Origin of the sequence: Pseudomonas sp. LABIM340 (assembly GCF_040017195.2) — a bacterium.
GTDB lineage: Bacteria > Pseudomonadota > Gammaproteobacteria > Pseudomonadales > Pseudomonadaceae > Pseudomonas.
On record NZ_CM200227.1, the window covers coordinates 6080967 to 6103727 of the forward strand.

Below are 22761 nucleotides of genomic sequence, written 5' to 3' on the forward strand. Positions count from 1 at the left end.
GGGAAAGCCCCGCCGGCTATGCAAGTCTGGACCCGGCCGGCGCCTGTCTGCTTGTCATGGCTCAGCCAAGGCCGGCTTCGGCTCTGTACCGTGCCGCCTCGTCGACCAGCCAGTCGCGGAACGCGCCCAGGGTCGCCGACTCCACCTTGCGTTCGGGAATCATCAGGTAATAGGCATTTTCGCTCAAATAGGCATGTTGCATCGGCACGATCAGCCGGCCGTCGGCCAGCTCCTGCTGGATCAGCATCGGCGGAATCAGCGCCACGCCCATACCATGCATCGCCGCCTGGGCGAGCATGGAGAACAGCTCGTAGCGGGTGCCGCTCATGTCGTGCGCCACGCTCATGCCCAGCGAGCCGAACCACTGGCGCCAGGCGTAGGGCCGGGTGGTCTGCTGCATCAGCGGCAGCTCGGCGATCTGCGCCGCGGACAGCTCCCTCCGCCCATCCAATAGCTCAAGGCTGCACACCGGCACCGGGTTCTCGTGCATTAGGAAGTTGGCGACCGTACCGGACCACACGCCATCGCCGAAATACAGCGCGGCATCGAACTCGGTGTCGGCGAAGAGGAAGGGCCGGGTGCGGTTGGTCAGGTTGACCGTGACTTCCGGGTGCAGGCGCTTGAAGTCCTTCAGCCGCGGCAGCAGCCACTGGGTGGCGAAGGTTGGCACCACCGCCAGCTCCAGCGTGCCGCCGCCCTGCTGGCCCATCACCGCCAGGGTGTCGCGCTCCACGGCGTCCAGCCGCTGGGCGACGCGGCGGCTGTAGTTGAGCCCTGCTTCGGTCAGCTTCACCCCGCGCCGCGAACGGCGAAACAGCTCGACGCCGAGGAACTCCTCCAGCGTGGCGATCTGCCGGCAGATAGCGCTCTGGGTCAGCGACAGTTCGTCGGCGGCCTTGGTGAAACTCTCGTGGCGGGCGGCGGATTCGAAGGCGACCAGCGCCGCGGTGGTCGGGATCTTGCGTCGCATCGAATGCCTCTTCGGAATATCGTGATGCGCAGGAAACGCCAGGAACGCCTGATATAGAGGCTGACGCGCAAAATAGCGCCGCAAGCAGGCGATTACGGAGTGACAAAATAGCACAACAGCGTGCGAATTAGTCGGTTGCCCGGCTTCCCGACGGCTGACTAGGATGGCCCACACCGAGCCCGCCTAGACTTGTGCGGGTCTTTCACTGTCTGCGTTCGAGGTTTCTCCATGGCGACCAAAGCAAGCTTCAACTGGGAAGATCCGCTGCTGCTGGATCAGCAACTCACCGAAGAAGAGCGCATGGTGCGCGACAGCGCCTACCAGTTCGCCCAGGACAAGCTGGCCCCGCGCGTGCTGGAAGCCTTCCGCCACGAGCAGACCGACCCGGCGATCTTCCGCGAGATGGGCGAAACCGGCCTGCTCGGCGCGACCATCCCCGAACAATACGGCGGCAGCGGCCTGAACTACGTGTGCTACGGCCTGATCGCCCGTGAAGTCGAGCGCATCGACTCCGGCTACCGCTCGATGATGAGCGTGCAGTCCTCCCTGGTGATGGTGCCGATCAACGAATTCGGCAACGAAGCCACCAAGCAGAAATACCTGCCGAAACTGGCCAGCGGCGAATACATCGGCTGCTTCGGCCTGACCGAGCCGGACCACGGCTCCGACCCGGGCTCGATGATCACCCGCGCCAAGAAAGTCGACGGCGGCTACCGCCTGACCGGCGCCAAGATGTGGATCACCAACAGCCCGATCGCCGACGTCTTCGTGGTCTGGGCCAAGGATGACGAAGGCCAGATCCGTGGCTTCGTCCTGGAAAAAGGCTGGGAAGGCCTGTCCGCCCCGGCGATCCACGGCAAGGTCGGCCTGCGCGCCTCGATCACCGGCGAGATCGTGATGAACAACGTGTTCTGCCCGGAAGAGAACGCCTTCCCGGACGTGCGCGGCCTGCGTGGTCCGTTCACCTGCCTGAACTCCGCCCGCTACGGCATCTCCTGGGGCGCCCTGGGTGCCGCCGAAGCCTGCTGGCACACCGCTCGCCAGTACACCCTGGACCGCAAGCAGTTCGGCCGCCCGCTGGCTGCCAACCAGCTGATCCAGAAGAAACTGGCCGACATGCAGACCGACATCACCCTCGCCCTGCAAGGCTGCCTGCGCCTGGGCCGGATGAAGGACGAAGGCACCGCCGCCGTCGAAATCACCTCGATCATGAAGCGCAACAGCTGCGGCAAGGCCCTGGACATCGCCCGCCTGGCCCGCGACATGCTCGGCGGCAACGGCATCTCCGACGAGTTCGGCGTTGCCCGCCACCTGGTCAACCTGGAAGTGGTGAACACCTACGAAGGTACCCACGACGTCCACGCGCTGATCCTCGGCCGCGCCCAGACCGGCATCCAGGCGTTCTTCTAAACGCCTCGCGCCGGCCCGGCTCTCATCGAGGGCCGGGTTGGCGACCGCTTACCTCTCGCCCGAGAGGCCCCGGGGAGGACCGTGGAGTCCCCGCACTGCGCCCTCCCCGCCCCTATTCACGTTGCAGGTGATTGCATGTCCGGCGCCCTTTCGCACATCCGTGTCCTCGACCTCTCCCGCGTTCTCGCCGGCCCCTGGGCCGGGCAGATCCTCGCCGACCTCGGCGCGGAAGTGATCAAGATCGAGCGCCCCGGCAGCGGCGACGACACCCGCGCCTGGGGCCCGCCGTTCCTCAAGGACAGCGATGGCCGCGACACCAGCGAAGCGGCGTATTACCTGTCGGCGAACCGCAACAAGAAATCCCTGACCATCGACTTCACCCAGCCCGAAGGCCAGCGCCTGGTGCGCGAACTCGCCGCCAAGGCCGACATCGTGCTGGAGAATTTCAAGGTCGGCGGCCTGAAAGCCTACGGCCTGGACTACGAGTCGCTGAAGGCGCTGAACCCGAAGCTGATCTACTGCTCGATCACCGGCTTCGGCCAGTTCGGCCCCTACGCCAAGCGCGCCGGCTACGACTTCATGATCCAGGGCCTGGGCGGCCTGATGAGCCTGACCGGCCGTTCCGACGCCGAGGAGGGCGCCGGCCCGGTGAAGGTCGGCGTCGCGCTGACCGACATCCTCACCGGCCTGTACTCGTCCACCGCGATCCTCGCCGCCCTCGCCCACCGCGACGTCAGCGGCATCGGCCAGCACATCGACATGGCGCTGCTGGACGTGCAGGTCGCCTGCCTGGCCAACCAGACCCTGAACTACCTGACCACCGGCAACCCACCGCGCCGCCTGGGCAACGCGCACCCGAACATCGTGCCGTACCAGGACTTCCCCACCGCCGATGGCGACCTCATCCTCACCGTCGGCAACGACGGCCAGTTCCGCAAGTTCGCCGAACTGGCGGGCCACCCGGAATGGGCCACCGACGAGCGCTTCGCCACCAACCAGGCGCGCGTGGCGCACCGCGAGGTGCTGATCCCGCTGATCCGCCAGTCCACCGTGATGCGCACCACTGCCGAATGGATCACGTTGCTGGAACAGGCCAGCGTGCCCTGCGGCCCGATCAACGATCTCGCGCAGGTCTTCGCCGACCCGCAGGTGATCGCCCGCGGCCTGCGCGTGGACCTGCCGCATCCGCTGGCTGGCAGCGTGCCGCAGGTGGCCAGCCCGATCCGTCTGTCCGAGACGCCCGTGGAATACCGCAACGCCCCGCCGACCCTCGGCCAGCACACCCAGGAAATCCTCGAAGGCGTGCTGGGCCTGGACCAGGCCGCCATCGGCAAGCTGCGCGACGACGGCGTGATCTGAGCCAACTGACAGCCGGCGCCGCGCTCCAGCGGGCGCCCAACGATCCCCGCAACGACGCCCGCGCCAGGGTTTTCACGGCCCCTGGCGCGGGCGCGACGGGGATCCCGGCCGCGATCCATTGCGCGAACGCGACCAAAAGCCTTTGGCTTGTCATGCGCCATGGCTATAATCCGCGAGCTTCAATAACGGCCGGCGCTGCCCGGTCGTTCCCGCCACCTGTCCGAGGGGCGCTGCAGCAGGTCGATTCGCTTCGGCTTGTCAGGCTCGGACGGGGCGCGTCACGGTCGGCTGCCGCCGATCGCCAAACGCATCAACGGCGCCCATTCGCAGACAACGAATGGAGTTACACATGAGCGCTGCTTTTACTGACTACAAAGTCGCCGACATTTCCCTGGCCGCCTGGGGCCGCCGCGAGCTGATCATCGCCGAGTCCGAAATGCCGGCTCTGATGGGCCTGCGCCGCAAGTACGCCGCCAGCCAGCCGCTGAAAGGCGCGAAGATCCTCGGCTGCATCCACATGACCATCCAGACCGGCGTGCTGATCGAGACGCTCACTGCGCTCGGTGCAGAGGTCCGCTGGTCGTCCTGCAACATCTTCTCCACCCAGGACCAGGCCGCTGCCGCCATCGCCGCCGCCGGCATCCCGGTCTTCGCCTGGAAAGGCGAGACCGAGCAGGAATACGAGTGGTGCATCGAGCAGACCATCCTCAAGGATGGCCAGCCGTGGGACGCCAACATGGTGCTGGACGACGGCGGTGACCTGACCGAAATCCTGCACAAGAAATACCCGCAGATGCTCGAGCGCATCCACGGCGTCACCGAAGAGACCACCACCGGTGTGCACCGCCTGCTCGACATGCTCAAGGCCGGCACCCTGAAAGTCCCGGCGATCAACGTCAACGACGCTGTGACCAAGAGCAAGAACGACAACAAGTACGGCTGCCGTCACAGCCTGAACGACGCCATCAAGCGCGGCACCGACCACCTGCTGTCGGGCAAGCAAGCGCTGGTGATCGGCTACGGCGACGTGGGCAAGGGCTCCGCCCAGTCCCTGCGCCAGGAAGGCATGATCGTGAAGGTTTCCGAAGTCGACCCGATCTGCGCCATGCAGGCCTGCATGGACGGCTTCGAGCTGGTCTCCCCGTACAAGAACGGCCTGAACGACGGCACCGAAGCCAGCGTTGACGCCGCCCTGCTGGGCAAGATCGACCTGATCGTCACCACCACCGGCAACGTCAACGTCTGCGACGCCGGCATGCTCAAAGCGCTGAAGAAGCGCGCCGTGGTGTGCAACATCGGTCACTTCGACAACGAGATCGACACCGCCTTCATGCGCAAGACCTGGGCCTGGGAAGAGGTGAAGCCGCAGGTGCACAAGATCCACCGCACCGGCGCTGGCGACTTCGATCCGGCCAACGACGACTACCTGATCCTGCTGGCCGAAGGCCGTCTGGTGAACCTGGGCAACGCCACCGGCCACCCGAGCCGCATCATGGACGGCTCGTTCGCCAACCAGGTGCTGGCGCAGATCTTCCTGTTCGAGCAGAAGTACGCTGACCTCTCCGCGCAGAAGAAAGCCGAGCGTCTGACCGTCGAAGTCCTGCCGAAGAAACTGGACGAAGAAGTGGCCCTGGAAATGGTCAAAGGCTTCGGTGGCGTCGTCACCCAGCTGACCCCGAAACAGGCCGAGTACATCGGTGTGACCGTGGAAGGCCCGTTCAAGCCGGACACCTACCGCTACTGATGTGCCAGAGGGCAGACGAGCAATCGTCTGCCCTCTTTGCCATCTGGTGCCCCATGGATCTGCAGGACAGCTACAACCAGGCCTGGCTCTTCGCCGCCGGCGCTCACGCCGGGCAGACGCTGACCGCCTCGACGCTGCCCTACGCAGTCCACCTGGCGATGGTGACCAATGAAGTGATGGCGGCCGACCGCGAAGCGCCCATCCAGCGCCTGGCGGAAACGGTCCAGATCGCCCTGCTGCACGACGTGCTCGAAGACACCCCGGTGCCCTTCGAGGAACTGCAGACGCGTTTCGGCGACTTTGTCGCCGAAGGCGCCCAGCGCCTGAGCAAGGTGGTGAATGGCGAGAAACTGCCATTCGACATCTACCTCGAAAGGCTGGCGACCGGCGCGCCGCAGTATGCGATCGTCAAGCTGTGCGACCGGATCACCAACCTGCAGCCGCCACCCTCGACCTGGGCGCGGAGCAAGATCGCCGAATACCATGTTCAGTCGCAGCGCATCCTGGCCGTCCTCGGCCATGCGCACGAGCCCAGCGCCGAGCGACTGCGCACGAAGATAGACAACTACCGCCGTTACTTCTGAAGTCGACGGCACATGCCGGCAGCCACGCGATGACGCGGCGCCGAAGGAACGACCATGAGTCAGAAAGAACGCCGTTTCAGCTTCGAGTTCTTCCCCGCCAAGACCGAAGCCGGCCATGAAAAACTGCTGGCCACCGCAAGCCAGCTGGCCGCGAAAAAGCCCGACTTCTTCTCCTGCACCTATGGTGCCGGCGGCTCCACCCGCGACCGTACCCTGACCACCGTGCTGCAGCTGGATGGCGAAGTGAAGGTGCCGACCGCACCGCACCTGTCCTGCGTCGGCGACACCAAGCCCGAGCTGCGCGCCCTGCTGGCCCACTACAAGGACGCCGGCATCCGTCGCATCGTCGCCCTGCGCGGCGACCTGCCTTCGGGCATGGGCATGGCCAGCGGTGAGCTGCGCTACGCCAACGAACTGGTGGACTTCATCCGCGCCGAAACCGGCGATCACTTCCACATCGAAGTTGCCGCCTATCCGGAAGTTCACCCGCAGGCACGCAATTTCGAGGATGATTTGGCGAATTTCGTGCGCAAGGTCAAAGCCGGCGCCGACTCTGCCATCACACAATACTTCTTCAACGCCGACAGCTACTTCCATTTTGTCGAGCGTGCGGAGAAACTCGGTGTCAGCATTCCGGTCGTACCGGGTATCATGCCGATCACCAACTACACCAAACTGGCCCGCTTCTCCGACGCCTGTGGCGCGGAAATCCCCCGTTGGATTCGCAAGCAGCTGGAAGCCTACGGCGACGACATCGCCAGCATCCAGGCCTTTGGTGAGCAGGTCATCACCGAAATGTGCGAACGCCTCCTCGAGGGCGGCGCACCCGGTCTGCATTTCTACACCCTGAACCAGGCTGAACCCAGCCTGGCGCTCTGGAACAACCTCAAGCTCCCCCGCTGAGGATCATTGCTCCGGGCTTACCGTCCGCGATCCCGGCCAGCGCAACGCCGGCGTATCGTGGACGGGGTGCTTCCAGCCATCGGCTGAGCGCTCGCCCCGAGCCTGAAATCACGCGCCCTCGAGCCGGCAGGTCGCCGGCCTACAGGAACCCCGCATGTCCTTTACTTCCCTCGGTCTCTCCGAGGCCCTGGCTGGCGCCGTTGAAGCCGCCGGCTACGCGCGCCCCACTCCCGTTCAGGAACGCGCCATCCCCGCCGTACTGCAAGGCCGCGACCTCATGGTTGCCGCCCAGACCGGCACCGGCAAGACCGGCGGCTTCGCCCTCCCGGTACTCGAACGCCTGTTCCCCGAAGGCCACCCGGACCGCGAGCACCGCCACGGCCCGCGCCAGGCTCGCGTCCTGGTACTGACGCCGACCCGCGAGCTGGCTGCCCAGGTGCACGACAGCTTCAAGGTCTACGCCCGTGACCTGCCCCTGAAAAGCGCCTGCATCTTCGGTGGCGTCGGCATGAATCCGCAGGTCCAGGCCATGTCCAAGGGCGTCGACGTCCTGGTCGCCTGCCCCGGCCGCCTGCTCGACCTGATCGGTCAGGGCAGCGTCGATCTGTCCCGCGTGGAAATCCTCGTCCTCGACGAAGCCGACCGCATGCTCGACATGGGCTTCATCCACGACGTGAAGAAGGTCCTCGCCAAGCTTCCGGCCAAGCGCCAGAACCTGCTGTTCTCGGCGACCTTCTCCAAAGACATCATCGACCTCACCAACAAGCTCCTGCACAACCCGGAGCGCATCGAGGTCACCCCGCCGAACACCACCGTCGAGCGTATCGAGCAGCGCGTATTCCGCATTCCGTCGGTACAGAAGCGCGCCCTGCTGGCACACCTGGTGACCATGGGCGCCTGGGAGCAGGTGCTGGTGTTCACCCGCACCAAGCACGGCGCCAACCGTCTCGCCGAGTACCTGACCAAGCACGGCCTGCCGGCTGCCGCGATCCACGGCAACAAGAGCCAGAACGCGCGCACCAAGGCCCTGGCCGACTTCAAGGCCAACGACGTGCGCATCCTGGTCGCCACCGACATCGCCGCCCGCGGCCTGGACATCGACCAGTTGCCCCACGTGGTCAACTACGAGCTGCCCAACGTCGAGGAAGACTACGTCCACCGCATCGGCCGTACCGGCCGCGCCGGTCGTACCGGTGAAGCCATCTCGCTGGTGGCGCCGGACGAGGACAAGCTGCTCAAGGCCATCGAGCGCCTGACCAAGCAGCGCATCCCCGACGGCGACATGCTGGGCTTCGACCCCAACACCGTGCTGCCGGAAGTCCAGCAGCCCGAGCCGAAGGAAGCCCCCCAGCGCCAGCCGCGCAAGGACAAGGCCAAGCGCGGCGAGCGCAAGGACCGCAACAAGGACAAGCCACAACAGCCGCAGGCCGAAGAGCAGCAGAGCGCCGCTCCCGGCGCTGAAGGCGAAGCCGCCGACGGCGACAAGCCGGCCGGCAAGCGCCGCCGTCGTGGCGGTCGCGGCAAGAAGAAGGGCGACGGCCAGGGCGGCGACGCTCAGCCAAACGCCAACGCTCAGGCTCGCGAGCCGCGCGAACCGCGCGAGCCCCGTCAACCGCGCCAGCCCCGCCAGCAGCACGATCAGCAGGGCCAGGGCGGCCAGCAGCAGGCCAAGCCGGCACGCGCAGCGAAAGCCGACGGCAACCGCGATCCTGAAGAATTCCTCGACGACGACTTCGACAACTTCGGCAACCGCGCCGACTACGTCAGCCCGTTCCCGGACAAGGACCAGCAACGCGGCCAGCGCCGCCGTGGCGGTCAGGGCCAGGGGCAAGGCCAAGGTCAGGGCCAGAACCAGGGTCAGGGCCAGCAGCGCGCCCGCGGCCAGGGTGGTCAGGGCAGCGGCCAGGGCGGAAGCGGTCAAGGTCGCAGCCAGGGCCAAGGACAAGGTCAGGGTCGCGCCGCCAAGAAGCCTAACGGCGGTGGTCGCAGCCAGGGCAGTAACGGCCAGGGCAAGCAGGGCCAGGGTCAAGGCCAGCGCAAGCGCGGTGGCAAGGCTCCGGCTTCGCGCATGAACGACGCCCCGCTGCGCGAGCCGAGCGAGTACGGCGCCGCCAAGCCGACCCGCCAGCCGGTAGTGATCAACAAGCGCGACCTGGTTCGCACCGACCGCTTCCCGACGCCGGAGCAGCTGGAAGAGCTGGAACCGCGCCGCAAGACCGAGCGTCCCGCGCTGCTGACCCGCAACCGCGAGTGATGCTGTAGAAGAAACCGCCCTTCGGGGCGGTTTCTTTTTGCCCGCGATTTGTCGCCGATACACCCTGTGATCCTACAAAAGCCCTGCACCTCACCTGCCCGCGTAGGGCGCATAACGCCTACGGCGTTATCCGCCGCCCTGGCGGATAACCCGTTCCGGGTTATTCGCCCTACGGGTGCCAGCGGCTGATCACAGAGAACAGACTTCCCCTCCGGGCAGGCACAAAAAAGCCGCCCGAAGGCGGCCTTGTCAGCAGTGCGCGAAATTCACAGCACTTGCCGCAGGAACGACTGCGCGCGCGCATCCTTGGGCTGGGCGAAGAATTCCGCCGGGGCGGCGTCCTCCAGCAGCTTGCCGTGATCGAAGAACAGCACGCGATCCGCCACTTCGCGGGCGAAGCCCATTTCGTGGGTCACGCAGACCATGGTCATGCCTTCCACGGCCAGGGTCTTCATCACGTCCAGCACCTCGCCGACCATTTCCGGGTCGAGCGCCGAGGTGGGTTCGTCGAACAGCATCACCTTCGGCTCCATGCACAGCGCACGGGCAATCGCCACGCGTTGCTGCTGTCCACCGGAGAGGCGCGACGGGTACTCGTTGGCCTTCTGGCCGATACCGACCTTTTCCAGCAGCGCACGGGCCTTGTCTTCGCGCTCGGCCTTGCCGCGCTTGCGCACGACCTTCTGCGCCAGGCACAGGTTCTCCAGCACGGTCATGTGCGGGAACAGGTTGAAGTGCTGGAACACCATGCCGACTTCGCGGCGGTAGGCGTTGATGTCGGTCTTCGGGTTGGCGAGGTCGACGCCGTCGATGCTCACCGAGCCGGAGTCGAACTCTTCCAGGCCGTTCAGGCAGCGCAGGAAGGTGGACTTGCCCGAGCCGGACGGCCCGATCACCACCACCACTTCGCCGCGGGCGACGCCGGTGCTGACATCGTCCACCGCGCGCACGACCAGCCCGCGGGTGTCGTAGACCTTGGTCAGATTACGGACTTCAATCACTTTGGCCGAGCCTCCGCTCCAGGCGCCCCGCCAGATGCGACAGCGGCAGGTTGATCACGAGGTAGAGCGCGGCGACGCAGAACCAGATCTCGAAGGTGGAGAACGAGGTGGTGATCGCCTCGCGGCCGCTCTTGGTCAATTCGGTGATGGCGATCACCGAGACCAGGGAAGTGTCCTTCACCAGGCTGATGAACTGTCCGGCCAGCGGCGGCAGCACGCGTTTGAAGGCCTGCGGCAGGATCACGTGACGCATCGACTGTGCGGCGTTCAGCCCCAGGGAGCGTGCGGCCTCATCCTGGCCACGGGCGATGGACTGCACGCCGGCGCGGACGATCTCGGCCACGTAGGCGCCGGTGAACAGCGCCAGCGCCGCCACACCGGCGAACTCGCGGGAGAGGTTCAGCACGGTGCCGATGAAGAAGTAGAAGATGAAGATCTGCACCAGCAGCGGCGTGCCGCGTACCAGTTCGACATAGAGAGTCGAGAGGTCGTGCAGGGTCGGGTTCTTCGACAGGCGGCAGAGACCGGTGAACAGGCCGATGAACAGGCCGAATGCGCCGGAGACGAAGGAAATCCACACCGTGGTCCACAGGCCCCAGGCCAGCGGGCCGGCGGCCCAGTGGCGGGTCGAGCCGACCACATCGCCCTCGGCGACGTCGTCGTTCTCGGAGAACTGCAGGCTGTCGGCGGCTACGGTGAGCACCTGCTGCTTGCCATCCTCGTCCACCAGGGTGACGCGAGCATTGCCGCCCTGGCCCTCGATCTTCTCCACCCGCGAGACGTTGTCCGCACGCAGCGGTTCTTCGGCCTGGTAGGCGAAGTACTGCGGGACGCGATTCCAGCGCCACTCGTAGGAAATCAGCGAAGTGGAGTACCAGAGGGCCAGGCCGATCATCAGCAGGATCAGTCCGGTCAGCCCGTGCCAGGGCCAGGTTGCGCGTTTCGTTCTAGCCACGAATCTCTACCGTGAAAATGCGAACGCGCAGGCTTGTGGCCTGCGCGTCGGGTCGACTTGCGTCAGACGTGGATTATTCCATGTCCTTGAGCCAGTCGGTGCTCTTGAACCACTTGTCGTGCAGACGATCGTAGGTGCCGTCTTCACGGATCTGCTTGAGGAAGTTGTTGATGAAGTTGATCGAGTCGTAGTCGCCCTTCTTCAGGCCGAAGGCCAGCGGCTCGTAAGTGAACGGCTGGTCCAGGTGCACCAGCTTGCCGGCGCCGAACTTGCTCACGCCGACGACGTTGTAGGGCGAGTCGTAGATGAAGGCGTCGGCCTTGCCGTTGACCACGTCCATGACCGCTTCGGGCTCGTTGTCGAAGCCATGGTACTGGGCCTTGGACAGCTGCTTCTTGGCGACGAATTCGCCGGTGGTGCCGATCTTGGAGGTGATGCGGTATTTCGCATCGTTCAGGTCCTTGTAGGACTTGATCTCGCCTTGCAGTTCCTTGCGGATCAGCAGGGTCTGGCCGACCACGATGAAGGGATCGGAGAAGTTCAGGCGCAGGTTGCGTTCCTGGGTCAGGGTCATGCCCGAGCCGATCATGTCGAACTTGTCGGTGAGCAGGGCCGGGATGATGCCGTCATAGGCGGTGGAGACCAGCTCCAGCTTGACGTTCATGGATTTGGCCATGGCCTTGAGCAGGTCCACTTCGAAACCGACGATCTGACCACGCTTGTTGGTCATCTCGAACGGCATGTAGGTCGGGTCCATGCCTACGCGCAGGGTGCCGCGCTTGGCCGCTTCATCGATGGCGCCGGCCTGAGCCGCGCTCACGCTGACCAGGGCGCAGACGCCCATCACCAGCGATGCCAGGTACTTTTTCATCCCCATACTCCCAAGCAAGTGAAAGAACTTCTTGTTTTTCCCAGCGATCGAATCGCGCGCGCCCTGGCATGCCGGGCACAGAAGGGTGCGAAGCGTACCCCATGCGGCGGATATCTCAATCTTTTCTGGATAGCTGGCGAAGGGTACCAGCAGCGGTGCGCGGGGAAAACAGGCTAAACCGCCACGCCTCCCTCGCCCCGGACGGGACGAGGGAGGCGCTGGGTCAGGATTGCGCGGCGGGCAGTGCCATGGCGCCCTGCTCCGCGACCGGCGCCAGGGGCACGGCCGGGGCATGGGCATCGGCCTGCAGCGATTGCCGCCAGGGACCGATCCACTGTTCCTTGTCACCCTGCCAGAGCGCCAGGTGCAGGCGCGACAGCGCCACCGGGTCGCTCAGCAGCGCCAGGCGACGATTGCCGTCGAGCTGCTCGGGGCCGGCTTCCAGCGCCTTCTCGACCAGCGCGGTGCGGGTCGCTTCGATGGCGGCGGACTGGCCGTGGCGGGCAGTGCCCATGGCGCACGCCAGGGCGTTCAGTACCGGGTCGACGGCGGAGCGGACGAAGCCGTCCTTCAGCGCCTGCCAGCGGTTCTGGTAGGTGTACTCGTCGGTGGCACGCAGCTCGCGGGGAGTGTCGTATTCCTCGGGAATGAGGAACAGCTTCTCGTCGCGCGAGGCCAGGCCGAGCTTGACCCGGCTGCTGATCACCGAGACCGGGATCGACAGCATCAGGGCACCGACGATGGGCGACAACCACCACAGGAAGCGCGGATTCAGCCACGCCACCAGCAGCGCCCAGCACAGGCCCAGCAGGGTTTGCAGGCCATGGCGGCGGATCGCCTCGCTCCACGGGGTGTCGTCGTCGTCACGCTGCGGCGACTTCCACTGGGCTTCCCAGCCGAGGAACGCGGCCAGCACGAAGCGGGTGTGGAAGAGCATGCGTACCGGGGCGAGCAGCACGGAGAAGAACATCTCCAGCAGCATGCTCATCGTCACCTTGATCACACCGCCGTAGCCCTTGGCGCCCTTGGCCCAGATCAGCATGACGCTGAGCAGCTTGGGCAGGAACAGCAGGGTCAGGGTGGTGGAGAACAGGGCGATGGCCTTCTCCGGGTGCCACTGCGGCCAGATCGGGAACAGCTGGCGCGGCTCCAGGAAGTACTGCGGCTCCATCAGCTGGTGCACCGCCAGCAGCGCGGTGGACAGCACCAGGAAGAAGAACCACAGCGGCGCCGACAGGTAGGACATCACGCCGGTGAGGAACACCGCGCGGTGCACCGGGTGCATGCCCTTGACCAGGAACAGGCGGAAGTTCATCAGGTTGCCGTGGCACCAGCGGCGGTCGCGCTTGAGCTCGTCCAGCAGGTTGGGCGGCAATTCCTCGTAGCTGCCTTCCAGGTCGTAGGCGATCCACACGCCCCAGCCGGCGCGGCGCATCAGCGCGGCTTCGACGAAGTCGTGGGAGAGGATCGCGCCAGCGAAGGAACCCTTGCCCGGCAACGGCGCCAGGGCGCAGTGCTCGATGAAGGGTTTCACCCGGATGATCGCGTTGTGGCCCCAGTAGTGGGATTCGCCCAGCTGCCAGAAGTGCAGGCCGGCGGTGAACAGCGGGCCGTAGACGCGGGTGGCGAACTGCTGCATGCGCGCATAGAGGGTGTCCATGCCCGACGCCTTGGGTGCGGTCTGGATGATGCCAGCCTCGGGGTTGGCCTCCATCAGGCGCACCAGCTTGGTCAGACAGTCGCCACTCATCACGCTGTCGGCGTCCATGACGACCATGTACTTGTACTGGCCGCCCCAGCGACGGCAGAAGTCGTCGATGTTGCCGCTCTTGCGCTTCACCCGGCGCCGGCGGCGACGGTAGAAGATGCGACCGAAGCCCAGGGCTTCCTTGCACAGCTCGATCCAGGCCTTCTCTTCGGCCATGGCGATATCGGGCTGGTTGGTGTCGCTGAGCACGAAGAAGTCGAAGCGATCCAGCTCGCCGCTGGCCGCCACCGATTCGTAGGTCGCCCGCAGGCCGGCGAAGACGCGCGGGACGTCCTCGTTACAGATCGGCATGACGATGGCGGTGCGCGCGTCAGGAGCGATCGGCTCGCTGCCCGCGCTGCTGCCGGAGATGCGGTAGCGGTCGCGGCCGGTGAGCAGTTCCCAGAAGCCCATCAGGGCGGTCCAGAAACCTGCCGAGACCCAGCAGAAGAGGATGGCAAAGAGCGCCAGCACGCCGAACTGGATGACGTACGGCAGCACCTGTTCCAGGGTCTGCAGGAAGGTCTGGCGGTTGATCTCTTCGAGGTCGACGAAGGCCCAGCCCTGGTAGGGCAGGATGCCTTTCATGTAATAGGTAGCGACGCTGGTCTGGCCGAGCATGAGCAGGACCAGGATGAACCGGCGCAGCGAGCCGACCCGCTGCCAGCGCGCCTTGGGCAGGTCACGGGAAGGCTTGGAGGGGTTGCTGCGCCCGGTCAGGCGGCGCCAGCCGCGCATGATCGGGTTGGTGCGCCAGGGTTCGGGGATTACCTTGGTGCGCTGGATCGGCGGTGCGGCCTTGAGGTAAGTGCGGCCGTTGTCGTCCATGCCCAGCATCTGGGCATCGTCGAGGTCCTGGCCATAGCCGTGGCGCAGACGCGCACCGACCGAAGCCAGTGCAGCGTCATCACCTTGGGCATCGCCAGCGAGCTGCTCGTGCAGCTCGCTGAAGGAACCGGCCCTGGCCAGCTGCTCACGCTCCTGCGCCGAAAGGGGCAGGTGCGCGAGGTAGTCGGCCACCGGCGCGGTGGTAGCGGTGGAGTTATTCATCGGCAGGCAGCTGGTAGCTCCAGGTTTCGGAAATGGTCTGGCCACCGTTCACCAGGGCAGCACGCATTTCCGTCGGCTTCTTCGGATCCTTGACCTTGATCCGCAGGGTCAGACGCCAGCCCTGGGTCACTGCGTTGTAGCGCAGGCTGTTTTCCTTCACTTCGGCGTTGTCGTCGGTGCTCACCTGGGTGCTCACCGGGGCATCGCCTGCCAGCGCCTTCAGGGTCGGGCCGACGAAATCGACGACCAGGGCGACACTGCCATCCGGCTGGCGGATCAGGTTCTTCTGCTTCACGTCACCGACCGAGCGCAGGGTCTGCATGACCCAGGCGTTCTTCGGATCGTGCAGGGCCTGCTCGTCCTTGGTCCAGCGCATGCGGTAGGCGAAGTCCAGCGGCTCGCCGGCCTCCGGGCGCTTCTCGGGGTTCCAGAAGGCGACGATGTTGTCGTTGGTCTCGTCCGGGGTCGGGATTTCCACCAGCTCGATGGTGCCCTTGCCCCAGTCGCCCTGCGGCTCGACCCAGGCGGACGGACGCAGGTCGTAGCGGTCGTCGAGGTCTTCGTAGCGGGAGAATTCGCGGCCACGCTGCAGCAGACCGAAGCCACGCGGGTTCTCGACGCTGTAGGCGCTGACGGACAGGTGTTTCGGGTTGTTCAGCGGGCGCCAGATCCACTCGTCGTTGCCAGCATGGATCTGCAGGCCGGTGGAATCATGCAGCTCCGGACGGAAGTTGTGCTCCGGCGACGGCTGGTTGGAGCCGAACAGGAACATGCTGGTCAGCGGTGCCAGGCCCAGCTTGGTCACCTTGTCGCGCAGGAACACGCGGGCCTTCACATCGACCACGGTGTCGTTGCCCGGACGGATGGTGAAGCGGTACGCGCCGGTCGCACGGGGCGAATCCAGCAGCGCGAAGATCACCAGGTGCTTGTCCTTGGGCTTGGGCTTCTCGATCCAGAACTCGCGGAAGCGCGGGAATTCCTCACCCGACGGCAGCGCGGTGTCCAGCGCCAGGCCACGGGCGGAGAGGCCCCACCACTGGTCCTTGCCGATGATGCGGAAGTAGCTCGCACCCAGGAAGGTGGCGATCTCGTCCTGCTTGTCGGGGGCGTTGATCGGGTACAGCAGGCGGAAGCCGGCGTAGCCCAGATCCTTGGTGGCATTGGCGTCGAACTTCAGGGAACCGAAGTCGAAACGGGAGGGATCGTATTTGATCTCCTTGACGTCGGTCGCCGTGACTTCGTTGATCTTCACCGGGGTGTCGAAGTGCATGCCCTGATGATAGAAGCTGATCTTGAAGGGGGTCTTCTCGACGGCCCAGTAGGCCTTCTCGTTACGGAAGCGAATCTGCTGGTAATCGGCGAACTTCATTTCGCTGAATTCCGATGGCAGGTTGCTCGTCGGTGCGCTGTACTTCTCTGCAGCCAGCGCCTTGGCCTTTTCGCCAACGTCGTCGAGATTGAAGGCCCAGGCATGGGTAGCGCTCAACGCCAACAGGGCGGAGCCGACCAGTCCGCGAAGGATTTGGCGCGAAAGCGGTTGTTGAACGGAACGGAAAATCACGAGTCCCCCTCGTCCGTGAACACAAAACGATTAAAGCCAGCAAAGGCGATGCCAATCTGCTGGCGATTGAATTCCGACCCCGGTGAGCCTGAATGATTCCCCGATTTTTTCCACGGGTACTTCGAGCTCCCGGAGGCGCATTGTTCTAAGTGCATAAGCCCTAACCATCATCCCACGGCGATATGACAAGCTGCCGCGCGTTCAAGCCTCCAGTAGAAAGGTCACCGGGCCGTCATTGACCAGGTGGACCTGCATGTTGGCGCCAAAACGGCCAGTGGCGACCAGCGGATGACGCTCTCGCGCCTGTTCCACGAGTAGATCGAACAACGCGGCGCCCTTTTCAGGTGGCGCCGCGCTGGAAAAGCTCGGTCGCAGCCCCTTTCGGGTATCCGCGGCCAGGGTGAACTGCGAAACCAGCAGCAGACCGCCGCCGACATCGCTCAATGAAAGGTTCATTTTACCTTCATCGTCGCCAAACACTCGATAGTTAAGCAGCTTGTGCAACAAACGGTTCACTGACTCTTCATCATCCTGGGGTTCGACCCCTACCAGGGCCAGCAGCCCATGGTCGATGGCGCCGACGATTTCGCCGTCGACCTCGACGCGGGCGCCACGCACCCGCTGGATCAGACCCTTCATTCAGCCTCCGGCGGCAGGTTCAGCAGGCGCCGGCCGATTTCGTTGGTGGCGCGCACCAGCGCATCGGTGATGCCCGGCTCCGCGGCCACGTGACCGGCGTCGCGGACGATCTGCAGCTCGCTGTTGGGCCAGGCCTTGTGCAGCGCCCAGGCGTTGTCCAGCGGGCAGACCACGTCATAGCGGCCGTGGACGATCACGCCCGGCAGGTGGGCGATCTTGTGCATGTCGCGCAGCAGCTGGTCGGGCTCGAGGAAGCCGTCGTTGACGAAGTAATGGTTTTCGATGCGCGCAATGGACAGCGAGCGGTGCGGGTCGGCGAAGCGCTCGACCACCGCCGGGTTCGGTCGCAGCGTGGCGGTACGGCCTTCCCAGGTGGACCAGGCGCGGGCGGCGTGCATCTGGGCGATCTGGTCCGGGCCGGTCAGGCGGCGGTGGAAGGCGTGCAGCAGGTCGTCGTGCTCGTCGGCAGGAATCGGCGCCAGGTAGTCCTCCCAATAATCAGGGAACAGGCGGCTAGCGCCTTCCTGGTAGAACCAGCGAATTTCCTGCGGGCGGCAGAGGAAGATGCCGCGTACGATCAGCGCCAGCACGCGCTCGGGATGTGCCTGGGCGTAGGCCAGCGACAGGGTCGAGCCCCAGGAGCCGCCGAACAGCACCCACTTGTCGATACCCAGGTGCTCGCGGATGCGCTCGATATCCTCGACCAGGTGCCAGGTGGTGTTGTTCTCCAGGCTCGCGTAGGGCGTGGAGCGGCCACAGCCGCGCTGGTCGAAGGTGACGATGCGGTAGATATTGGGATCGAAGAAGCGCCGCGACATGGCATCGCAACCGGAGCCCGGGCCACCATGGATGAACAGAACCGGCAATCCGTCGGGCGTGCCGCTCTCGTCCACATAGAGGACGTGCGGCGCTTCGACGGCCAGTTCATGGCGCGCGTAAGGCTTGATTTCCGGATACAAAGTTTGCATGGCTCGCTCCTGGATCAGTACGTACGGTCGCTCCGGACCAGTAACCATCCTAGGGCCTGTCGCCACCTTATAGAAAGTCGCGTTGCCGCGGCGCGACTTCCATCGAAAGTCTTCGGCCCCCACGGTGTCGGGCATGATACTCGGGCCAGCGAAAAACCCATAAGGGAGTTAGTGAGCCATGCCACGGAAGTTGTTTCTTTCTCTGTTCCTGCTGCTGTTCGCTCTGAGCGGCTGTGGCCGGGACGATCCGCGCGCGCAACTGGATGCCGCCGTCAAACAATTGCAGGACAACCTCGAAGCCAAGAATAGCGGGGCCGTGATCGATCAGCTGGCCGGCGATTTCCGCGCCAATGGCGAGTTCGACCGCGACTGGGCCAAGCGCACCATGACGCTGATGTTCCTGCGCCACCAGCAGGTCAAGGTGATCCTGCTCAGCAGCGAGAGCCGGATAGACCCGACCTATACCAATCGCGGCCATACCGACGCGCAGGTCGCCCTCACCGGCGCCGAGAACCTCATCCCCGACAGCGCCGGGCATTATTCCGTGAAGCTGGAGTGGTGGCGCGAGGGTTCTGAATGGAAACTGGCGAGGCTCGACTGGCAATGACTCTCCCCCTGCAACACCGCATCCGCGCCGCCGGCCTGCTGCTGCGCAACGACGAGATCCTGCTGGTGCGCCACGAGGTGGCCGGCGACGTGTACTGGATTCCGCCGGGCGGCGGCTTTGAGTCGGACAAGGACCAATCCACTCGCGACACGGTGCGGCGCGAGTGCCGGGAGGAAACCGGGCTGGCGGTGGAAGTCGGCCCGCTGGTCTACGTGCGCGAGTTCGCCGAGCCGGTGGCCGGGCGCTTCCACATGGAGCTGTTCTACCGCGTGGACGCCTGGGATGGCCGGGTCAGCCTGGACAACCTGCGCGGCATGGGCGGCGACGAGTTCGATATCCGCGAGGTCGCCTGGGTGCCGCGCCAGGAACTGCCGCGCCTGCCCTCCTACTACCCCGCCGAATTGCTCGACGATGTCTGGGAGCGCCTGGCCGAGGCGCAGCCACTGATCCGCCACCTCGGCCTGCAACGCTAGCGGCGTTACTGCACCGGTTCGCTGGTGGGCTTGGCGATGATCTCCTGCAGCTCGGCGGTCATGGGGAATTCCAGGTTGAGGTTCTTCGGCGGGATCGGTTGCTCGAACCAGCGCTGGTAGATGCCCTTGATCTCGCCCGAGGCGTAGAGGTCGGCCAGGGTCTGGTTGACCAGGGCGAGGAACTGCGGATCGTCGCGGCGCACCATGCAGGCGTAGATTTCCCGTGACTGCGGCTCGCCCACCACGACCCAATGGTGCGGGTCGCGTGCCTTGGCCTTCTCGCCGTAGAGCAGCGCGTCGTCCATGTAGAAGGCCACCGCGCGGCCGGATTGCAGCATGAGGAAGGCTTCGCCGTGATCCTTGGCGCTGACCACGTTCATGCCCAGCTTGTGTTCGGCGTTGTAGGCCTTGAGGTAGCGCTCGTTGGTGGTGCCGGCGGTGGTCACCACGTTCTTGCCCTTGAGGTCGTCGAAGCCCTGGATGCCGCTGTCCTTGGCGGTCAGCAACTGGCCCTTCACGTAGATGAATCCGTAGGAGAAGGCGACCTGCTTCTGGCGCTCGGCGGTGACGCCGGTGGAGCCGCACTCCAGATCGACCGTGCCGTTCTGCACCAGCGGGATGCGCGTCTGCGAGGTCACCAGGTTGTACTTCACTTTCAGGTCCGGCTTGTCGAGCTTCTGCTTGATGCGCTCGACCACCTTGCCGGCCAGGTCCACCGAGTAGCCCATGGGCTGCCCGCTGTTGTCGCCCAGGTATGAGAACGGCACCGAGGCGTCGCGATAACCCAGGGTTATCGTGCCGCGATCGGCGACTTTCTTCAGCGTGCCATCCAGCGCTTCGTTCGCCTGCGCCAGCGCGCAGACCAGGCTGGACGCCGCCAGCATTCCCAGTGCGAGTCGTTTCATGGGTTCGGTCCCTCTTGTTGTTGTGAGTCGGGTTGAGGTCAGGGGCGCGCGGCGATCACGGTGATTTCCACCAGTACCGACGGCCGCGCCAACAGCGCCTGCACCGTGGTGCGGGTCGGCGCGCAGCCTTCGGGCAGCCAGGCGGACCAGACACCGTTCATGGCCTCGAAGTCTGCCGCGATGTCCTTCAGGTAAATGGTCGCGCTGAGGATGTTCGCCTTGTCGCTGCCAGCTTCGGCCAGCAGTGCGTCGATCTTCGCCAGCACTTCGCGGGTCTGGCCCTGGATATCGGTGGCCTGGCCGGGCACCTGCCCGGAGAGGAAAACCAGCGAGCCGAAGACCATAGCGCCGGAAAGGCGGTCGTTGGTGGCGATGCGTGTGAGTTGCATGGTGAGTCTCCCTATTCGATGGAATCAGCCGGCCAGCCGTTCGGGCGTCAGGCCGCTGGTGTCGATGCCGGGTTTGCGCCCGCTGATCTGCGCGGCGATCAGCTCTGCACTGCCGCAGGCCAAGGTAAAGCCGAGAGCGCCGTGGCCAAGATTCAGCCAAAGCCCGCGCGGCCCGCAGGCGCCCACCAGCGGCACGCCGGTGGGCGTGGCCGGGCGCATCCCGGCCCATTCGATCGCGGCACCGTAATCGCAGGCTTCGGGCAGCGTGTCCGCCGCCTGCTGGCGGATCAGCGCCAGCCGCTTGGGCTCCAGGCGCGGGTCGAAGCCGACGATGTCAACCATGGCGGCAATGCGCAGTTGCTCGCCAATGCGCGCATAGACCACTTTGCGGTCGTAGTCGGTCAGGCTCACATCCGGCGCTTGATCACCGGCACGAATCGGCGCGGTCAGGCTGTAGCCCTTGAGCGGGTAGAGCGGCAGGCGCGGCCCGCCCGTCAGCAACGCGGCGCTGCGGTAGCCGGCGGCGAGCACCACGTGATCAGCCTCGAAGCTTTCCGCACCAGCCGCCCCGCCCGCCTCCACTCCGACCACGGCGCCGTTGCGCTGGATCAGCCGGGACGCCGGGTGACCATAGAGAATCTGGCAGCGACCGGATGCCTGGAGACGCTCGGCCAACCGCTGGCAGAACAGGAAGCAGTCGGCGACCTCCTCATCCGGCGTATGAATGCCTCCCACGAAGGGCGCGCGCTCCAGCGCCGGGTCCAGCTCGCGGCACTGCTGCGCCGAGAGCACGAATTGTTCGGCAGGGTCAGACAGGTTCTGCCGCGCACTGCGCAAGCTGCCTTCGTCGCGGAAGGCCACCAGCTTGCCGTTGCGCCGCCAGTCGAAACCGTCCAGCCCGTCCTCGCGCCACTGCGCCAATGTGCCCTGGCTGAACAGCGCGAGGCGCAGAAGGTGTTTGGCGTTGGCCTGGTTCACCGAGCGCCGGCAGGCGGCGGTGAACTCCAGCAGCCAGCGCCATTGCGCCGGGTCCAGGCGCGGGCGCAGACGCAGTGGCGAGTCCCCGCGCAGCAGCCAGCCCAGCGCCTGCTGCGGCACGCCGGCATCGGCCAGCGGCGCGACATAGCGGTAGGACAGTTGGCCGCCGTTGGCGAAGCTGGTTTCCAGCCCGGCCTGATCCCGCGCCTCCAGCACGGTGACGTCGAAGCCTTCGAGGACCAGCGCCTGGGCCGTGGCCAACCCGACCACGCCCGCGCCGATGATGCATACCCGCTGTGCCATTGCCGTCTCACTGCCCATCCAAACCTGGCCTCGACCTTAGGCGCGGGTGACAGGCGACGAACAATGAATAAACATGGGTAACCCATAACCTTGCGTTATACGCATCGGTTATCCACACAAGGGAGACGCCCATGCGCCTGCGCCATATCGAAGTGTTCCAGGCCATCCGCGAGACTGGCTCGGTCAGCGGCGCCGCGCAATTGCTACACGTCTCGCAGCCGGCGGTGACCAAGGTGCTGCAGCATGCCGAGCAGCAGTTGGGCTTCCCGCTCTTTCTCCGTGTTCGCGGAAAGTTGCAGGCGACACCCGAAGCGCTGGAGCTGGAGCGCGAAGTGGCCAAGGTCAGCGAAAGCCTGCAGGGCGTGCGCCGCCTCGCGCAGAGCCTGCGCGGCCAGCCGGAGAACCGCCTGCGCGTGGGCGCCACGCCGGCGATGGCGCTTTCGCTGCTGCCGCCGGTGATCCGCGAATGGACCGACCGCTACCCGCAAAGCAGCTGCGAACTGGCCACGCAGCATTCCCGCGAACTGGTGCAGAACCTGCTGATGCGCGAGCTCGACCTCGCCCTCACCCTGCAGCAGACCGACCACCCCGGCCTGCGCTCGCAGCCCATCGCCAGCGGCCCGCTGGTGGCCCTGGCGCCGCGCGGCCACTGGCCGGCGGAGCGCCTCGGCCAGCCCCTGACGCTGGACGAACTGGCCGGCGAACCGATGATCGGGTTGTCCACTTCCGACCCGCTGTCGGCCCGCCTGGAAAGCCATCTGGCCAACGTCGAACCGCCACCGCGCGTGCGCATCGCGGTGCAGACCTATGCCCTGGCACGCACGCTGGTGGAAGCTGGCACGGGACTGGCGCTGGTCGATCCCTTCACCGCGCTGGGCGCGGACGAGCGCCTGACAGTGCAGCGCACCCTGACGCCCACCGTGAAGGTGACGCTCTACGCCCTGACCCGCGCCGACGAAACCCCACCGCATACCCAGGCGCTATTACTGGAGATGCTGGTGCGGCATGCCGAGAAGCAGCTGGCGCAGCATCGCTTCGAATAGTTTCCCGGATGGCGCGGGCGAGCAGACCGGGCAGAGCGGCATCCTTG

The 22761-nt window shown here is 65.7% G+C and carries 20 protein-coding genes and 1 riboswitch; of the genes, 9 read left to right on the forward strand and 11 right to left on the reverse strand.

Annotated features, from left to right (window positions below; all coding sequences use genetic code 11):
• Positions 1-61 precede the first annotated feature (61 nt).
• Positions 62-970, reverse strand: coding sequence for a LysR family transcriptional regulator (locus ABKS89_RS28030; RefSeq protein ID WP_348588408.1), 909 nt, complete (start codon positions 968-970; stop codon positions 62-64).
• A gap of 228 nt (positions 971-1198) precedes the next feature.
• Here ABKS89_RS28030 and ABKS89_RS28035 point away from each other — a divergent pair, with 228 nt between their 5' ends.
• The 6 genes from ABKS89_RS28035 to rhlE2 all read left to right on the forward strand — a co-directional run bounded on the left by ABKS89_RS28035 (position 1199) and on the right by rhlE2 (position 9224).
• On the forward strand, positions 1199-2380 hold the full coding sequence (locus tag ABKS89_RS28035; protein WP_192293220.1) for an acyl-CoA dehydrogenase: 1182 nt from the start codon (positions 1199-1201) through the stop codon (positions 2378-2380).
• Between the two features lie 135 nt (positions 2381-2515).
• Positions 2516-3739 (forward strand): CaiB/BaiF CoA transferase family protein, encoded by a 1224-nt coding sequence (locus ABKS89_RS28040; protein ID WP_253448041.1) that lies wholly within the window; start codon positions 2516-2518, stop codon positions 3737-3739.
• A 216-nt stretch (positions 3740-3955) separates the two neighbouring features.
• A riboswitch (S-adenosyl-L-homocysteine riboswitch) is annotated at positions 3956-4068 on the forward strand.
• An 8-nt stretch (positions 4069-4076) separates the two neighbouring features.
• Positions 4077-5483, forward strand: coding sequence for an adenosylhomocysteinase (gene ahcY, locus ABKS89_RS28045; protein WP_348588409.1), 1407 nt, complete (start codon positions 4077-4079; stop codon positions 5481-5483).
• A gap of 53 nt (positions 5484-5536) precedes the next feature.
• Positions 5537-6067 carry an HD domain-containing protein gene (locus ABKS89_RS28050; protein ID WP_348588410.1) on the forward strand — a complete coding sequence of 177 codons (531 nt, stop codon included), beginning with the start codon at positions 5537-5539 and terminating at the stop codon, positions 6065-6067.
• Positions 6068-6121: 54 nt separating this feature from the next.
• Entirely contained in the window at positions 6122-6970 is an 849-nt protein-coding gene (gene metF / locus ABKS89_RS28055) for a methylenetetrahydrofolate reductase [NAD(P)H] (protein ID WP_348588411.1), read from the forward strand.
• Between the two features lie 154 nt (positions 6971-7124).
• On the forward strand, positions 7125-9224 hold the full coding sequence (rhlE2, locus tag ABKS89_RS28060) for an RNA helicase RhlE2 (RefSeq protein WP_348588412.1): 2100 nt from the start codon (positions 7125-7127) through the stop codon (positions 9222-9224).
• 266 nt (positions 9225-9490) lie between these two features.
• Here rhlE2 and ABKS89_RS28065 read toward each other — a convergent pair whose 3' ends face one another.
• The 7 genes from ABKS89_RS28065 to pip form a co-directional block, all read right to left on the reverse strand.
• Positions 9491-10225, reverse strand: coding sequence for an amino acid ABC transporter ATP-binding protein (locus tag ABKS89_RS28065; protein ID WP_348588413.1), 735 nt, complete (start codon positions 10223-10225; stop codon positions 9491-9493).
• Positions 10218-11120 carry an ABC transporter permease subunit gene (locus tag ABKS89_RS28070; protein WP_518301063.1) on the reverse strand — a complete coding sequence of 301 codons (903 nt, stop codon included), beginning with the start codon at positions 11118-11120 and terminating at the stop codon, positions 10218-10220. The genes ABKS89_RS28065 and ABKS89_RS28070 overlap by 8 nt, the downstream gene beginning before the upstream one ends.
• A 133-nt stretch (positions 11121-11253) precedes the next feature.
• Entirely contained in the window at positions 11254-12051 is a 798-nt protein-coding gene (locus tag ABKS89_RS28075; protein ID WP_138213898.1) for a transporter substrate-binding domain-containing protein, read from the reverse strand.
• A 223-nt stretch (positions 12052-12274) separates the two neighbouring features.
• On the reverse strand, positions 12275-14848 hold the full coding sequence (gene mdoH / locus ABKS89_RS28080) for a glucans biosynthesis glucosyltransferase MdoH (RefSeq protein ID WP_348588415.1): 2574 nt from the start codon (positions 14846-14848) through the stop codon (positions 12275-12277).
• Complete coding sequence (locus ABKS89_RS28085) at positions 14841-16409, reverse strand: glucan biosynthesis protein (RefSeq protein ID WP_518300975.1); 1569 nt, start codon at positions 16407-16409, stop codon at positions 14841-14843. The genes mdoH and ABKS89_RS28085 overlap by 8 nt, the downstream gene beginning before the upstream one ends.
• A 201-nt stretch (positions 16410-16610) precedes the next feature.
• A complete protein-coding gene (gene dtd / locus ABKS89_RS28090; RefSeq protein WP_081515381.1) occupies positions 16611-17048 on the reverse strand; it encodes a D-aminoacyl-tRNA deacylase in 438 nt (145 codons plus the stop codon).
• Positions 17045-18016 carry a prolyl aminopeptidase gene (gene pip / locus ABKS89_RS28095; protein ID WP_138213896.1) on the reverse strand — a complete coding sequence of 324 codons (972 nt, stop codon included), beginning with the start codon at positions 18014-18016 and terminating at the stop codon, positions 17045-17047. Before pip ends, dtd begins: the two co-directional genes overlap by 4 nt.
• A 178-nt stretch (positions 18017-18194) precedes the next feature.
• Between pip and ABKS89_RS28100 the strand changes: the two genes are divergently transcribed.
• Positions 18195-18623: a hypothetical protein gene (locus tag ABKS89_RS28100; RefSeq protein ID WP_138213895.1), complete on the forward strand. Its 429-nt coding sequence runs from the start codon at positions 18195-18197 to the stop codon at positions 18621-18623.
• A complete protein-coding gene (locus ABKS89_RS28105) occupies positions 18620-19096 on the forward strand; it encodes an NUDIX domain-containing protein (protein ID WP_348588416.1) in 477 nt (158 codons plus the stop codon). The genes ABKS89_RS28100 and ABKS89_RS28105 overlap by 4 nt, the downstream gene beginning before the upstream one ends.
• A 5-nt stretch (positions 19097-19101) precedes the next feature.
• Here the strand turns inward: ABKS89_RS28105 and ABKS89_RS28110 are convergent, their stop codons facing one another.
• From ABKS89_RS28110 to ABKS89_RS28120, 3 genes are read right to left on the reverse strand one after another with little or no spacing between them, the layout of a single operon-like run.
• Complete coding sequence (locus tag ABKS89_RS28110) at positions 19102-20001, reverse strand: transporter substrate-binding domain-containing protein (protein ID WP_171039393.1); 900 nt, start codon at positions 19999-20001, stop codon at positions 19102-19104.
• 38 nt (positions 20002-20039) lie between these two features.
• Positions 20040-20390, reverse strand: a complete 351-nt coding sequence (locus ABKS89_RS28115; RefSeq protein ID WP_138213893.1) for a RidA family protein — start codon at positions 20388-20390, stop codon at positions 20040-20042.
• Between the two features lie 24 nt (positions 20391-20414).
• The gene (locus ABKS89_RS28120) at positions 20415-21671 is read right to left on the reverse strand and encodes a D-amino acid dehydrogenase (RefSeq protein WP_348588417.1); all 1257 of its coding nucleotides are present in this window, start codon (positions 21669-21671) and stop codon (positions 20415-20417) included.
• Between the two features lie 131 nt (positions 21672-21802).
• Here ABKS89_RS28120 and ABKS89_RS28125 point away from each other — a divergent pair, with 131 nt between their 5' ends.
• Complete coding sequence (locus ABKS89_RS28125) at positions 21803-22714, forward strand: LysR family transcriptional regulator (protein WP_138213891.1); 912 nt, start codon at positions 21803-21805, stop codon at positions 22712-22714.
• Positions 22715-22761: the final 47 nt, after the last annotated feature.